Consider the following 15,631-nt stretch of genomic DNA (forward strand, 5'->3'; position numbering starts at 1 on the left):
GGCTAGGCAAGGGATGGCAAGCTGCTCTAACCATCCGATGACAGCGGCGGCGTTCCGTACCGCTCCAGCACCCGGTAAATCGCATCCGTGCCGAACCCGATCGCTTCTATGGGAATGCGTTCATCGGCGGCATGAATCAGTTTGGTAAACTGCATGTCCTTGGGCAGCGGCATTGGCAGGAAACCGTAGGTTTGGATGCCGAGCCTCGCAAACAACCTTCCGTCCGTTCCACCGGGCAGCAGCATAGGAACCGGAACGGCCTCCTTATCCGCTTCTTGCAGCACATCGGACAGCAAACCGAACATCCCCATGTCGGGAGCTGCGGCGCACGGGTCATGGCGCAGCACTTCCAGCTCGATCGAATCATGAATCGCGAATCGGCGCAGCTCGTCCATAAATTGCTGCGGAGTAACGCCCGGCAGCGTTCGGCCGTCCAGCTCGACCGTAATTTCGCTTGGATGAACGTTGATCTTCTCGCCGCCGCGAACGACGGTCGCACTGACCGTATTATGCAGAAGCGGGGCGAAAGTCCCGCCCTTTTCCCCCAGCAGCTTCAAGATGAGGCCGCCCAGCCGGGGACGCAGCAACCCCTTCAGCAGCAGTGCCGGCAGCAGCGGCAGCGCGGCGGCCATGCTTTCAATCATCAACCGGGCCGCAGGTGTCACACGTATCGGGAGCTTACTGCTGCTAAGCGATTGAAGCATGTTCCCCAATTGCGCCATACAGCCGGCATCCGGCTTGCTCATGGAGCCGTGGCCTCCGTCTCCTCGAATCGTCGCTTTGAGCCAACACAGCTGCTTTTCTGCCACCATAATCGGATAAAAGGTTTTCCCCAGCGCATGAAACGCGAAGCCCCCGAATTCGCCGAGCGCATATTTTACGCCCGCAAAGTAATCGGCATGCCGCTCTACCAGGAAGGAAGCCCCGAATTCGCCCCCTGCTTCCTCGTCGCTGACAATCGCCAGAATGAGATCGCCCCGCAGCGGCAGCTTGCGGACATGTGCGCGGAGGAAAGCCGATACGAGCATCGCCACGCCGCCTTTCATATCAAGAGCGCCCCGCCCCCAGACGAAGCCGCCCTCAATGTCGCCCCCGAACGGGTCGCGGCTCCAGGCTTGCTTGTCGACACCTACGACGTCGACATGCCCGTACAGCAGCAGCGGCGGTGCTTCTCCGCTGCCCTTTATCTTGGCCAGCAGATTGGGCCGGCTGGGATCAAGCGCACAGATCCGCGTCTTGATGCCCGCATCCTCAAGCAGTTGCCGGATATACATGATGCATGCGGCTTCCTCGCCCGGCGGATTTGTTGTATTAAAGCGGATCAATGCCTGCAAAATCTCCACGGGAGACGGCAGCCGCGCGCAGCGCCCGACTCCATCCTGTTCCAACTCGTTATTGGCAGGCCGGATAACCATGACCCCGCTCCTTCCTGTAATGGACTGCCCGCGGTATGGTCGGTCAGAAGGAGAAACGCCTTGCAAGCTGCGCAGGACGAGCTCACCCTACAGTCTTGCAAGCCGCCGCTCCTGCTATTAGGCAGACGTGGCTTTGGTGCGAAACACCGACATGTTGACGCAAGCAGCCCTTTACGCGCCGGCGACAAGCGTGGTCCAGAACGCTTTTTCCTTCGCGAACAAATCGTCCGCGAGTGCCAGCTCTCTGCCGCGTTCGAAGTCTCCCGTCACAAAGCGGTCCTTCATCAGATCCCATCCGTCCCTCACGGCGCCGAGCTGAACCGACAGCGACTCATGCAGCGCTTCGCCGATCAGCCCCTTCTCCCGCATGGAGCGGAGCAGTGACATGTTGGCGATATGCCGGTTGCAAATGATATTGACGCCGACAAGGCCATAGGTCAAATGAGTTTGCTTCTTCTCCGGGTCGGAATCTACATTCCACATGCCCTCTATTGAAAACTCGCCAAGCTCCCTGACCAGCCGCTCCGCATTTTCCACCACTTCTGCCAGCTTCAATTCGTAGGGCTGAACCTTTTCTTGAAGGTTGTAGACGTAATAGGCAGGCCCCAAATAGTTCGGGTTCACGTTGTATTCCGAGTTCCCGTACGCCTTAAGCAGCCTTTCCTCCGGCACCTCGTGCTCCTCGTAGCCCGCAAGCGTATCGTCAATGACGTAGAAGACGCCGCGCTCCTTGTCGTATCCGTTAATCAGCGAATAATGATACCAATGGAACTTTTTCCAGGCCATGCTGCCCGGCAGCCAGTCATACAAATCGACGTTTACGCTCAAATTGCGTCCGCCCGTAAGCATTGCCCTGATTTCCTCCAGCACTGTCTCCTTGCTCCGGAAATGACCGGGCTCAATATAACGGATCACTTGCGACAGCGGGAATCTGGCCGGATCGTCCAAATAATACAGAGAGTCAATTGTGGGATAGCGGAAGTCCTTGTCCGTTGCGGCCTCCCATGGAAAGTAACGGTAAATGTTCAAATACGCCGCATCGCTGTAGCTGGGCTCCTCCGACACTGCAATGGAAAACGCCTGGTTCAGCATGCAGTTCATCCAAAACTCGTTAAACGGTTTCCTTTTCATCGACAGTTTCATCGTTCCCCGCCTCCTTAGGCTCACTCAGTATGTTAGTTCAAGCAAGCTTTACTTTCCGCAAGCACAGCCCTGATTTTTTTACTTGCTCCGTCTTCGACCATCGCGCGCATAATTGCCGTATAATCATCGGCAAGCGCACGGGCGGTCTCTTCGCGGAAAAGACTTGTCGCATATTCCAGTGCAAAGCCGATCTTGTCACCCTGCTCCGCCGCTTCCAGCGTCAAATCGAATTTGCTGACGCCCGGATCGAACTCCTTGGGGTCGAATTCAATGCCACCCGAACGGTAAGCGACGCGATCCATATTTTGCAAAATAAACATCGTATCGAACAGCGGATTACGGCTGCGGTCCTGTTCGATTCCGAGCTTTTGCACCAAATCTTCAAACGGATAATCCTGATGCTCCAGCGCCTGAAGCACATCCTCATGCAGCTCGGACAAATAATCGCCAACCGTCCGGTACGATTCTGGGAAGCTGCGAATCGCCACCGTATTGACGAACATCCCGATCAGCCGTTCCAGTTGGGCATGATTGCGGCCCGCTACCGGCGTGCCGATAATGATATCCTCCTCCCCGCTCCATTTGCTCAGCAGCATCGAATAAGCCCCGATCAGCACCGTATACAACGTCGTGCCGCGCTCGCGCGCAAACGCTTTGATCTTGAGCGTCAGCTCCTCATCCAGTTTAAAGTTGATCAGACCGCCCTCGAAGTTTTGCAGTTCCTGCCTTGGCAAGGCCGTCTTAAGTTTCAGCGTCGGCAGCTCTCCTTCGAAGGCATCCAGCCAGTAGCGCTCATGCCCCATATAGGCTTCGCTGCCGATTCGTTCTTCTTGCCATACCGTGTAATCCCGGTATTGGATATCCAGCTCCGGCAGCTCACCGCCTCCGTACAAATGGGTTAGTTCCTGCAGCAGAACGCTGACAGAGACGCCGTCGGTAATAATATGATGAAAATCCAGCAGCAGCAGATGGCGCTCTTCGCCAAGTGAAACCAATCCCGCCCGGAACAGCGGGAGACTGCCGAGATCAAACGGACGGATAAAGCGCTCCATCAGCGCGCTGATGCCGCCGAACAATCCTTCGTCTCCGCCTTCCGCGAGCAGCTTGCCCGCCGCCATTCTCAGCCTGGCGCTGCGCTCCAGCGTAAATACCGGCTCCGCATGCACGCGCTGTCGGAACTCGTCCTCCTCGTGATGGAACGTCGTTCTTAGAGATTCATGGCGGCGTATGACCACAAGAAAAGCTTCCTCCAGCCGCTCCACATCGAGATTGCCTTGCATATGCACGGCAAACGGCACGTGGTACATCGTTGCCTCGCCCGAGATCAGCCCCATCATAAATTGACGGCGCTGCGCCCTCGACATCGGGTAATGCTCGCGCTGTGGCTGCTTCGGAATGAGCGCGGCCGCCACGGTTCCGCTAGTGTCCAGATGGGCAGCTAAACCTTCCAGCGTAGGATTCATAAAAATATCGCGCAGCGGCATTTGGATGCCAAAGCGTTCCGCAATGCGGCTGACCATGCCCGCCGCCTTCAGGGAATGGCCGCCCAGCAAGAAAAAGTTGTCCTTGGCACTGATTGCATCCGTACCGAGCAGCTCCTTCCAAATCTCCGCCAGCTTGCGCTCGGTATCCGTTGACAGCGGAACAAGCTCCCGTTCGCCCGCGTCGGCAGGTTCCGGCTTCGGCAGCGCCCTTCTGTCGATTTTGCCCGTTGGCGTAAGAGGAATCGTATCCAGAACGACCATGAAGGCCGGAACCATATAAGAAGGCAGCTTGTCCCCGAGATAATCGCGCAGCTGTGCGGCCAAGCGGCCGGATGGCGTGTCGTCGTCCGGCTCCGCATCCGCAGTGTCCTGCATGACGACATACGCACAAAGCGCATATTCCTCATCCTCTTCCTGAAACGCGGTGACGACCGTTTCCTTCACCTGTTCATGACGAAGCAGCAACTGCTCAATTTCACCGATTTCAATCCGGTGTCCCCTGATTTTCACCTGGAAATCGCGGCGTCCCGCATAGGCAAACTCCCCGTTTTCAAGTCTGCGCCCAAGGTCGCCCGTGCGATACATGCGTTCGCCCGGCGCATACGGATTCGGCACAAAAGCGACATCCCATTCGGGATGGCTGAGATACCCGCGCCCGACGCCCGGCCCGCCGATGCAAATTTCACCCGTCACGCCTGTCGGCTGCAGCTTCATTCCTTCGTCAAGCACCATCATGACGGAACCTTCGATCGGTCTGCCGATCGAAATGTCCTCGCCTTCGGTCACTTCCCGGATTGAGGTCCACACCGTCGTCTCCGTCGGACCGTACAAATTAAACAATCTGGCTCCCGTAGCGGCGCGCAGCCTGCCGAGCACATCGGCCGTCAGGGGCTCCGCGCCGATCATCACTATGCACAGCTTTTGCAAGCCGTCCGTCTCGCCTCGCTGATTCATCCACCATTTGAAGCGTGATGGCGTGATTTGCAGCACATCGACGCCGTGCGCGTCGACCAGGGCTTGCAGCAAGGCGGCGTCTCCCCGTTCCTCTTCGCTCGCGAGTACAATCCGCATACCGAGCGTGAGCGGGAGCAGATTTTCAACGACAAAAATATCAAAGGAAGCCGATGCCATCGCCAGGATACTCTGACCCTTCTTAAACGGAATCCGCTTACGGAATCCGCTGATGAAATGAGCCAACCCGCGATGCTCGATCATGACTCCTTTGGGACGACCGGTCGAGCCTGACGTATACAGCACATATGCCAAATGGTCCGGCTTATGGATAAGCTCCGGATTGCCCCTGTCAGCCGCATACAACCCCGGATCGTCCAGATACCACTCGGCAACGGCTTTCGTTACGACTCCCGCATAGGCTTTTTCCGTCAGCAAAAGCGCTTCACCGCAATCCTCAAGCATCCATTCGATCCGCTCTTTCGGGTAAGCGGGATCAATGGCTACATATGCGCCTCCGGCTTTCAGAACACCCAAAATGGCGACAAGCAGCAGCGGACTGCGGGACGCCATCAGCGCGACTGTGCGCTCGGGCCCCACACCCTTCTCCCGTAAGGAATGGGCAAGCCGATTCGCGCGTTCATTCAGCTCTGCGTACGTAACCGTCTCTGTGCCGAATTGAATCGCCGCGGCATCCGGCGTACGTGCAGCCTGGCGCTCCACTTCCTGTACAAACCCCGTCCATTCCACCGCTACATGCGCAGAAGCCGCCGTGTCTTCTTGTCGGTCCGTCATGTCTTTCTCAGCTCGAATTTCCATTCTATCATTGCTCCCCTCTCCACTCGCGGCCTGTACCGGCATGCTTCCCCCGGCCAACAGAGCCAACAATTGCTCCCGCTCGTTTTCACTCATCAGATCAAGCTCGCCGATCGTGCGACCCTGCGATCTGCACATTTCCCGCACGAGTACGGTATAGCTTTCCGCCATACGGCGCGCGGTTTCCTTATCAAACAAATCGGTTGCGTATTCCAGTTGAAGCTCAATTTCCGCTTCGCGCTCTACCGCTTCCAGAGTCAGGTCGAACTTGCTTGTCCCCGCCTCGAACGGCATTTCGCCAAAGACGAGGCCGCCTTCTTCCATCACCGGCCGGTCCATATTTTGCAAGACAAACATTACGTCAAACAAAGGATTGCGGCTTCTGTCGCTATCTGCCTTCAGTCCTTGGACCAGCTCCTCGAAAGGATACGTCTGGCGTGAAAGCGCCTCTACGACATGCTTATGCAGCTCCGCCATATAGGCCCGTACCGTCTTGTCTCTTGCCGGCCTTGTCCGCAGCGCCAGCGTGTTGACGAACATGCCGATCATCCCATGTGTATCTGCATGCTCTCTGCCGGCGGCCGGAGTTCCCACAATTACTTCAGCCTGCCCGCTGTATTTGGCCAGCATCGCCGCGAAAGCGCCCAGCAGCACCGTATACAGCGTCGTCTTCGCTTCCCGCGCCAGCTCTCGCGCCTCCGCCGTTGTCTGCGCGTCCAGCCGGAATGAATGGCGGCGGCCCTTATAGCTCGGCAGAGACGGCCGCGGACGATCCGTCGGCAGCTCCAGCACAGAGAGCTTGCCTTCGAAGATTTCCATCCAGTAAAGCTCATGCTCCGCATAAGCGGCATTTGCAAAGCCGGCTTCCTGCCACAGCACATAATCGCTGTATTGCACGCGCAGCTCCGGCAGCGCTTGTCCGGCATACAGCTGGGACAGCTCATTCACCAGCAAACCCGATGATACGCCGTCCGTAATAATGTGATGAACATCCAGCAGCAGCAGATGATCATCCTCATTCAACCGCAGCAGCCCCGCCCGCAGCAGCGGCAGCTTGTCCAAATAAAGCGGGCGCTGGAAATCTTCCATCAGCCTCGTCACCCCGGCGCCGTCCGGCGGCGCTCCACGCAGCGCTTCGTCCCCGGTCAACGCTGCCGGGTCCAGCGTCTCCAGCTTGAACGCATACGGCGGATGAACCACTTGCCTGAACTCGTCTTTTGTCATATGAAAAGTCGTCCGCAAGCTTTCGTGGCGGGCGATCAGCGCCGTAAACGCGTCTTCCAGCCGCGCCGCATCCAGCCTGCCCTGCAAGCGGAGCGCAAACGGCACATGATACATGGTGGCGTCACCGGCCAGCATCTGCATCATATATTGGCGGCGCTGAGCATGCGACATCGGATACCAATCACGCCGCTCCGACTTCGGAATCGGCTCCGCCGCCGCAGCGGCGCCGTCCCGCTCCTTCAGCCAGGCGGCCATTTCCGCGATGGAGGTAAGCTCGAATATTAGGCTGAGCGGAACCTCTGCGCCTGTCGCCTGCTGCAGCTTGCCTGCCAGCACCGCAGCCTTCAAGGAGTGGCCGCCAAGCTCGAAGAAGTCGTCGTGAATGCCGATGAGTCCGGCCGTATCGCCCAGCACTTCCCCCCAAATGGCGGCGACGAGCTCTTCCATCCCGTCTCGCGGCAGCTCCGGCGCTCCCCGCTCCCGGAGCCCGAATTCCAGCTCCGGCAAGGCGCGCCGGTCCACTTTCCCGTTCGGCGTCAGCGGTAACGCGTCAATCGTAGAGATATAGGTCGGAATCATCGCCTCCGGCAGCTTGTCTTTCAACTTTCTTCGCCATTCCCGCGAAGAGAGCTTGACCGAAGCGACCACATATGCGCACAGCTCCTTGTCGCCGCTTGCCTGATCGTGGACGACCACAACTGCATCCTCTACTTCGGGAAGGGATATCAATTGCGAGCGAACCTCGTTCATTTCAATTCGCACGCCTCTGATTTTTACCTGTTGATCGGCCCGGTCCACATACATTGCGTTGCCGTCCGGCAACCATTTTGCAATATCGCCGGTGCGATACATGAAGCTGCCCTCTCGGTACGGATGCGGCAAAAAGCGATCGGCTGTCATTTCCGGCTTGTTCACATAACCATCTGCAAGGCCGCTGCCGGCAATATACAGCTCCCCGGCTGCACTGATAGGGGCAAGCTGGCCTCCGTAGCCGAATATATAAATTTCGACATTGTGCATCGGCCCTCCAATCGGCACATAGCCGCCGCGATAAGCACCCGGCTTGTATGCGTACATATTGGAGCAAACCGTCGCCTCTGTCGGGCCGTAGCCGTTAATAATCCGTATCTCGGGATTAAGCTTCGTATACAGCTCCAGCGTTTCGTCACTAATCGGCTCTACCCCAACGAGCATTTTGTCTAGTGTAATCGCGGAATCCGATTGCTCCAGTATCCGCGCAACCTCTTTCAGCAAAGACGGCGGCAAATAAGCGAATGTAATCCGCTCTTCCGCAATCACCTCGGCAATTCGCCGCGGATCAAGCAATTTCGGCTCCGGGTAAAGCACCGTGCAAGCCCCGAACATAAGCGGCATAAACAGCTCCGCTACGCTGACGTCAAACGAAATATTGGTCAGACTGAGGCATCTGTCTTTCTCGCCGTATTGCCCATCGAAAAATGCCCTGAACGAATGTCCGAAGTTGTAAAAGCTGCGGTGCGGCACAATGACGCCCTTCGGCTGACCCGTTGAACCGGAGGTATAGATGACATACATCGGATCGGCTGCGTCCTGCGGCCATGCGGCGGCGGCATCGCCTCCGCCGAAGAACAACGTCTCATCCGCAATGTCCAGCACCTGCGAGGAGGCCGGCAAGACAGCCGCGGCACCGGAACGCGCGCCGTCCGCCAGTACCAGCTTCGCGCCGCTGTCCTCCAGCATGTAGAGGATGCGTTCCTCGGGATAATGCGGATCTACAGGCATATAAGCGCCTCCGGCTTTCATAACGGCGAGCATAGCGGTCAGCATGGGGATGGAGCGCTCCGCCATGATGCCGACTACGCTGCCGCGTCCCACACCTTTGGCGCGCAAGGTTCGCGCCAGCGCATCGGTGCGGCGATCCAGCTCCCGATAGGTCATGGATTCACTGCCGCAAGATACAGCCGGGAGGCCCGGAACGGCTTCCGCCCGTTCCTTGAAGCATTCATGCAGACAGCGCGGCGGCGGGAAGTCCGCTTCGCGTCTCCCCCACGCCAGCATGTGCAGGCGCTCCTCCTCCGTCAGCATCTCCGCTTCGCCGAGTGCGGCATCGGGACGGAGCGTTACGCTGCGCAGCAGCTGCACATAATGCCGAATGAACCGCTCGGCTGTCGCGCGGTGAAACAAATCGGTGTTATATTCCACGACAAGCCGCAATTGCGTGCCTTCCTCTACAGCCTGAATCATCAAATCGTATTTGGCCGTGCCATGCTTAAAACGGTGGTGGCGATACGATAATCCCTCGGACGAAGCATTCGGAATACCCAGGTTTTGCATGATGAACATCGTGTCAAACAGCGGACTCCGGCTGGCGTCCCTTCTGTCCATCCATTGCGCGATTTCCTCGAATGGATAATCGGCGTGGGCGTAAGCACCGGTCGCCATCTCTTTCACTTCGGACAAAAAGGCTCTGAACGGCTTGTCCGCGCACGGATAAGCGCGCAGCGCCAGCGTGCCGGTGAACATGCCCGCGATTGCTTCGAACTCGCGCCTGTTCCGACCCGCAATCGGCGTGCCGATGGCAATGTCCTCGGCCCCTGTATAGTGGGCGAGTAAAGTGTAATACGCCGATAGCAGTACCATAAACGGAGTCGCGGCAGATTCGGCCGCGAGTCTGCGCACAGCCGCCGTCAAATCTGCCTCGACGTATACGTCGAACGTTTCGCCGCGATTGCTTTTGACGGACGGACGCGGGGCATCAGTCGGAAGCGCAAGCGTCGGCCAGTCTCCCCGGCATTGCTCGCGCCAATAACGTTCGGCGTCCCCGGAGAGCGGCCTGCTCTCCTGCCATACCGCATAATCTTTGTATTGCAGAGGCAGCGGCGGCAGCGAACGGCCCCCATATAAAGTCACCAGATCGGACAAAAGAATGCCTGCCGACATGCCGTCGGATGCAATATGATGCATATCAAGAAACAGTACATGGCGCTCAGGCCCCAGCGTCAGCAAGGCTGCGCGGAGCAGCGGAGCCGTATCGAGCCGGAACGGCCGGAACAAGCTTTGCAGCACCTCGTCCGTTTCCGCTTCGTCGGCTTCCATGCGAGTCAGGCGAAAAGGAATGGCTGCGTGAATGCGCTGCCTGATCTCTCCGTCGATGACGTGGAAGGTGGTGCGAAGCGTTTCGTGACGCTCCACGATAGCTTGCAGGACAGCCTCCAGCCGGTCTGCATCAATAGCCCCGTCCAAGTACAGCGATTCGGGCAAATTGTAGCTCCGATCATCCGGCATCGCCTGCTGCTGCAAATACATGCGTTTCTGCGGCGATGAAACCGGATAATGCTCTTGTGGGGCCGCCTTTGGAATCGGCTCCATCGTATCGCCGGACAAAGATTCGGACGCTTGGCCGGTCAACGGTCCGACATATCCGCTGGCCGCTCCTGCTTCTGCTCCGTCACAGCCGCCGTCCGCCGCTTGCCCGATATGACCGATGTTCGCCTCGTGGCCGCCGTTCCCAACGGCCGCCCCTTGTTCATCGTGCCCAGCGTTCGATCTTTGTGCTGTCGCTGCGCCGCTCACCCTGAGCCGCCGCTCGATCAGCGCCGTGAACGAAGGCAGATCGGCATGCCCCAGCAAATCTGCCGCCTGAATGCGGACGCCCGCAAGCTCGCTGAGCCGGTTTACAATTTTGAGCGCAATAATGGAATCTCCGCCCAACTCATAAAACCCGGCATCCGCAGGCAATTCGTCATAACCGAGCAGCTCTCCCCAGACATCTGCGACATGCTGCTCCCATTTCAGGCCGGATCGTTCCCCGGTTAACGCAACGCCGCTACGACGCTCACTCGCCATCCCGCCGCTCTGCTTCAGTGCGGCGTGCCATTTGGCAAACAGCTCGTTCATTTCTTGCTCAAGCTCCCGGGGAATATCTCCACCGAGCGAATATCTGTTCCAGGCCGCAAATGGCGTAGGAAGCGCCGATCCGGAGGGCGTCTCCTCCACCCAGCACAGGTGAGAATCGAACGGATACGTGGGAAGCGGCAGCCGCTTCCGACGTTGTCCCAGGTAGATCGCCTTCCAGTCGATCTCGTATCCGTCCACGTAATGTTGGCCCAGCTCCATCACTTCCATTTCCCGTTCGTTTGGAACGGGTTGCTTCCGGCTATTCCCGGCCGCAGCCGAATCGACCATTCCGAATCGGACGTTCGGCAGCACAAGTCCGGTAAGGCCGTTTTCAGCTGCCGCATGCAAGGTCTGGGCAAGCTCTTCCCAGCCGCTTACCGCAATCGCCAGGCGATACCGATGGGCTCCCCGGCCGACGGCCAAAGTGTAGCAAAGATCGGCCAAGCTGCTGCTCTCATCGCCGCGGTGCTTCAGAGCCCAGTCCCGTATCAGCAGCACGAGCCGCTCCAGCGCCGTTAGGCTGTGCGCGGACAAGCAGAACAGCTCCGCTCTGTCCGAACGACCCGAAGGCATCCCGGGGGGAGCCTCCTCCAGCACAATATGGCAATTGGTCCCGCTCATGCCGAACGCGCTTACTCCGCATCTTCTTGCTTCACCGTCCGTTTCCCATGGTGTCAATTCGTCATTGACATAAACGGGCGAATCCACAAACGAAATGTTTCGGTTCGGCGAGCGGTAATGAAGCGTTGGCGGAAGCTGCTTGTGGACAAGCGACAGGATCGCCTTGAGCAGCCCGGCAATACCGGCGGCATGGTCGAGATGGCCGATATTTGTTTTCAGCGAGCCGATGGCGCAAAATTGCCGTTTATCGGTATATCTCCGGAAGGCGCGTGTCAGCCCGTCGATTTCGATCGGGTCACCCAGCGAGGTTCCCGTGCCGTGCGCTTCCATATACGTCACCGTTTCGGGATCAATGTCCGCATCCTGCCAGGCACGCGCAATGACGTCCTCCTGCGCGAGGGCATTCGGGGCGGTAATGCCGACCGAGCTGCCGTCCTGATTCATCGCGCTGCCTTTGATGACGGCATAAATAGGGTCGCCGTCCTCCTGCGCGCGGGACAGCGGCTTCAGCAGCAGCGCAATCACGCCGTCGCCGATGCCCGTTCCGTCCGCTGAGTCATCGAACGTTCTGGCCCGGTTGTCGCTTGACTCGATGCCAAGCCGTATGCCGGTATCCAGCGGCAGTACGTTAATTTTGACGCTGCCGGCAATCGCCGCCTCGCATTCACCGCTGCGGATCGATTGGCATGCCAGATGGACCGCTACCAGCGAGGAGGAGCAGGCGGTGTCCACGCTGATCGCCGGTCCGCGCAAATTAAGCAAATACGAAATCCGGCTCGGTATCATAGAGCTCAGATTGCCGGGAGCCGCCATGGACAAGGCATCCGGGTCCAGCGCTTCGATGATTCGCTTGTAATCATGGAGCGCGTCCCCGTTATAGCCGACAAAGACGCCTGTGCGCGAACCATGTAGCGCATCTCCGCCGTACCCCGCATTCTCAAGCGCCCCCCAGGCCGTTTGCAGGAACAGGCGCTGCGCCGGACTCATCAGCGAGGCTTCCTTGGGCGAAAGACGGAAAAAAGAATAGTCAAAACCTGAAATGTCTTCAATATATGCACCGTCAAAAAAGGAAACGGAGCCGTATTGCGCCTCCATGCGGCGCAAATACGGCTTCAATTCCTCCTTGCGGGAATCGGGAAACCCGCCTACCAGGTCTTTGCCGCTCCGCAGAAGCTCCCAGAAGGCTTCGTGCGATTCCGCGCGCGGCAGCTTGGCGGATATCCCGACAATCGCAATATCTTTAAGGGAAACATTGGAGACGGAGCCCCCGCTCCGCCCCCTCCGCCCGGATGTGTCTTTTTTGGTATCCAGCAAATCCAGTTGAAACATGGCGCACTTCCCTCCTAGCTAGTAATGGAATCGCTGACGAACTGTTCTTTACCCGTCCTTCCGCCGCTCCCGCGCAGCAGCAGCAAAACATGCGCCGCGATGCCGAGTCCGCTGATCAGGGCTAATAATCCAAGCGTACCGGACTGCCAACCGCCCGCCCACTGCAGCACGATATATAAGGTGCCTGTGCTGCACACATGGGCCGCAAGCGACCCCCAGAGCGAATGCGAACCGGCGCGAACGGCGCCGTATACGATCGCGCCCAGCGCTGCAAATGCGCCAACCGTTACATTCATAAATACCGCGCCGAACAATACGGCCTGGAGCACAACCGTCCACGGAACCGAAAGACGTTGACTTAACGTGTGAAACAGCATTCCTCTGAACAGCCATTCCTCCAGCAAAGACCCCAGCAGCAAGCTGCCGAGCACAAAAATGATCAGGCTGCCGCCGGCGACAAAAGCGACCAGATCCGAAATGGCCGGAAAGGTCGCTTTTATCCACGGAAGACGGGTAGACGCGGCGATAAACAAGCCGAGCCAGACGCCCGTCCCTGCGGACAGCAGCAATGATCCGCCGCGCGCAGGAACAACCCCCAAATCCCTCAGCGAGATTTTTTGCAAGCGCAGCAGCGGAAGATAGACGGCAAGTACGAGTATATTGGCTATAATCAGCACGATGCCGGAATTGCCTGCGATCCAGTCTTTCAACCCGGGATCACCGACCCAGTTGTAGAGCGCTTGATTGACAAGCATCACAATCGCCGCATAAATGACCAAATATAAGACGGTATTTCCCATTATTCGCAAGCCCTTCACGCCGGCTTCACCGCCTTGGGAGACAGAGGCGCGGAGATCGAAGAGCGATGCTTGACCGCAAGGAATATGCCAACGGCAATCATGACGGCCGCCACAGCCATACAGGCAGACATGACGGTGACGTCCGTCGTCTTTGGCCCGTAGTGCCAAAGCAGGTACTGGCTGCCCTGACAGGCGACTTGCGCGGCAATGGGCGCCCAGATGGATTTAAACCAGACATACAAGAGCGCAAATATAACCGCGCCGAGAAAGCCGTATAGCGACAGCGGAATGTCTCCGAGAAAGAACAACGCCCCGTATAACACGCCCTGAATCACAATTGCGGCCCAAACCGGAAGCACGCGTCTGAACTCATTCATCAGAATGCCTCTGAACAACGTCTCTTTGTAAATATTTCCGAGAATCAGGAAAACCAGAAACACATACCATTCCGCGCGGTTCAGATAATCAAACAATTCGCGGAACTGGTACTTGTCCGACGCAATAGCGGGAAGCCGCGAGAAAGCGACTGTAAACAGGCCGGCTCCAAGCCCGATCCATAAAGCGATCGCCACCGATTTACCGCTCATCACGCGGAACTTAGCCGCCTTAAACAGATTTTCTTTGAATATAAACCTCCAGGCCAGCAGCATGAGCGGCAAACCTACCAGATCGTTCAAAATAATGACGGTTACCGTGTTCTGTTCAAACCACGTGCTTCTGGGGTACACATAATCGAAAAATAATGTCGTCACGGTAAAAAACCATGCAAAATACAGACCGATAACAGCGGCCACGCGAGCCAGCATCATTCCCCACGCATTCATGCGGTCAGCCCCCCTTTTGTACTGCCGACGGCGCGTCAGCCGTCAGCGCTTGACCGGCGCGTGCGCCGATGCCGCCGGTGCCGGAGGTCCGCCAGACATAGACGGAACCTCCAATCATTGCAGCCAGACAGAGTGCTGTAATGATATACAGCGAAACATCGCCCAGCTTGTCAAACCATTCGTAGAACCCGATGTATTTAAATAGAAAAATTGTACCCATGGCCGTATTCTGTACCAGAATAGGCGCCCACAGCGACCCGGTGCGCAAATACAGCGACCCGTAAATCAGGCCCGAACCGATGCTGATGACCGCAAGCGCCGCGCTCGGCTGAAAATAGGCGTAAGCAGCGGCTTGCAGTACCAGAGCCACATATACCGGCATAACCCTGCGAAGCTCGTTGAAAATGAGGCCCCTGAACAATATTTCTTCATATGCCGGGCCGATCAACCCGGCGCCCAGAATGACGTACCAGATCGAATCCCCCCTGAGCGTATCGTCGACCAGCGCGGGAATGGACGGAAATTGCCGCGCAATATCGTCAATGACAATAAGGCCGATGCTGAACAAGCTTCCGGCAAGGCCCAGGCCAATCATCAACAAGATGCGCGAGGCGCTCAGCCGTTTGAAGCCCGCTGCGCGGAACAGATTTTTTTCCGCATGGGGCCAGATCCATCCTTTAATACGAAAAATGAGCATGTACACAAGCGTAATCAACGTGAACAGAACGACCATAAACATAGCCGGGTTGCGATCCAGAAACTGGGCGAAGGACAGCGTCACTTCGTAATTATAAGTAGACCGAAGCAGATAGAGCAGCGCATAAAAGACCCCGAGATAAAGCGCGATATTCCCTATCGTCGTCAACACTTTTTTCACAGGAAAGCTCCTTTCTTCTTCTGTCAGTACGTGTTTAAAAAGTCAGACTTTCAGCACCGAAGCTTATGTTTCCGATGGGCGTTTTTACAAAACGCTTCAGTTGGATGAAGCCAGGGACTGAGGAGCGGAGCGTACGTTTTGGGTACGTGAGCACCGGAAGGTCCGGCTGAATTCAAGATTTGATGTCGAATAAGCTCCCGAAATAGCTTCGTGATCAAAGGGGGCTTTTAAAACAAACTCTGTCAGATGTTTTCTCAAGGTAAACACACCC

5 protein-coding genes and 1 pseudogene are annotated in these 15,631 nt (G+C 57.4%); all 6 read right to left on the reverse strand.

Annotation, left to right across the window (positions count from 1 at the left end; all coding sequences use genetic code 11):
• Positions 1-26 precede the first annotated feature (26 nt).
• Positions 27-1,415, reverse strand: a complete 1,389-nt coding sequence (locus EDM21_RS01345; protein ID WP_157332174.1) for a M20/M25/M40 family metallo-hydrolase — start codon at positions 1,413-1,415, stop codon at positions 27-29.
• 171 nt (positions 1,416-1,586) lie between these two features.
• Positions 1,587-2,558, reverse strand: a complete 972-nt coding sequence (locus EDM21_RS01350) for a cysteine peptidase family C39 domain-containing protein (RefSeq protein ID WP_157332177.1) — start codon at positions 2,556-2,558, stop codon at positions 1,587-1,589.
• Between the two features lie 32 nt (positions 2,559-2,590).
• Complete coding sequence (locus EDM21_RS01355) at positions 2,591-12,859, reverse strand: non-ribosomal peptide synthetase (RefSeq protein ID WP_157332186.1); 10,269 nt, start codon at positions 12,857-12,859, stop codon at positions 2,591-2,593.
• Between the two features lie 251 nt (positions 12,860-13,110).
• Positions 13,111-13,659, reverse strand: a pseudogene (locus tag EDM21_RS01360) (CPBP family glutamic-type intramembrane protease); the annotation flags it as partial.
• Between the two features lie 14 nt (positions 13,660-13,673).
• Positions 13,674-14,483, reverse strand: coding sequence for a CPBP family intramembrane glutamic endopeptidase (locus tag EDM21_RS01365; protein ID WP_157332191.1), 810 nt, complete (start codon positions 14,481-14,483; stop codon positions 13,674-13,676).
• Between the two features lie 4 nt (positions 14,484-14,487).
• On the reverse strand, positions 14,488-15,360 hold the full coding sequence (locus EDM21_RS01370) for a CPBP family glutamic-type intramembrane protease (RefSeq protein WP_166541773.1): 873 nt from the start codon (positions 15,358-15,360) through the stop codon (positions 14,488-14,490).
• Between the last annotated feature and the right edge of the window lie 271 nt (positions 15,361-15,631).

The organism is Paenibacillus lutrae, assembly GCF_009757775.1.
GTDB lineage: Bacteria > Bacillota > Bacilli > Paenibacillales > NBRC-103111 > Paenibacillus_F > Paenibacillus_F lutrae.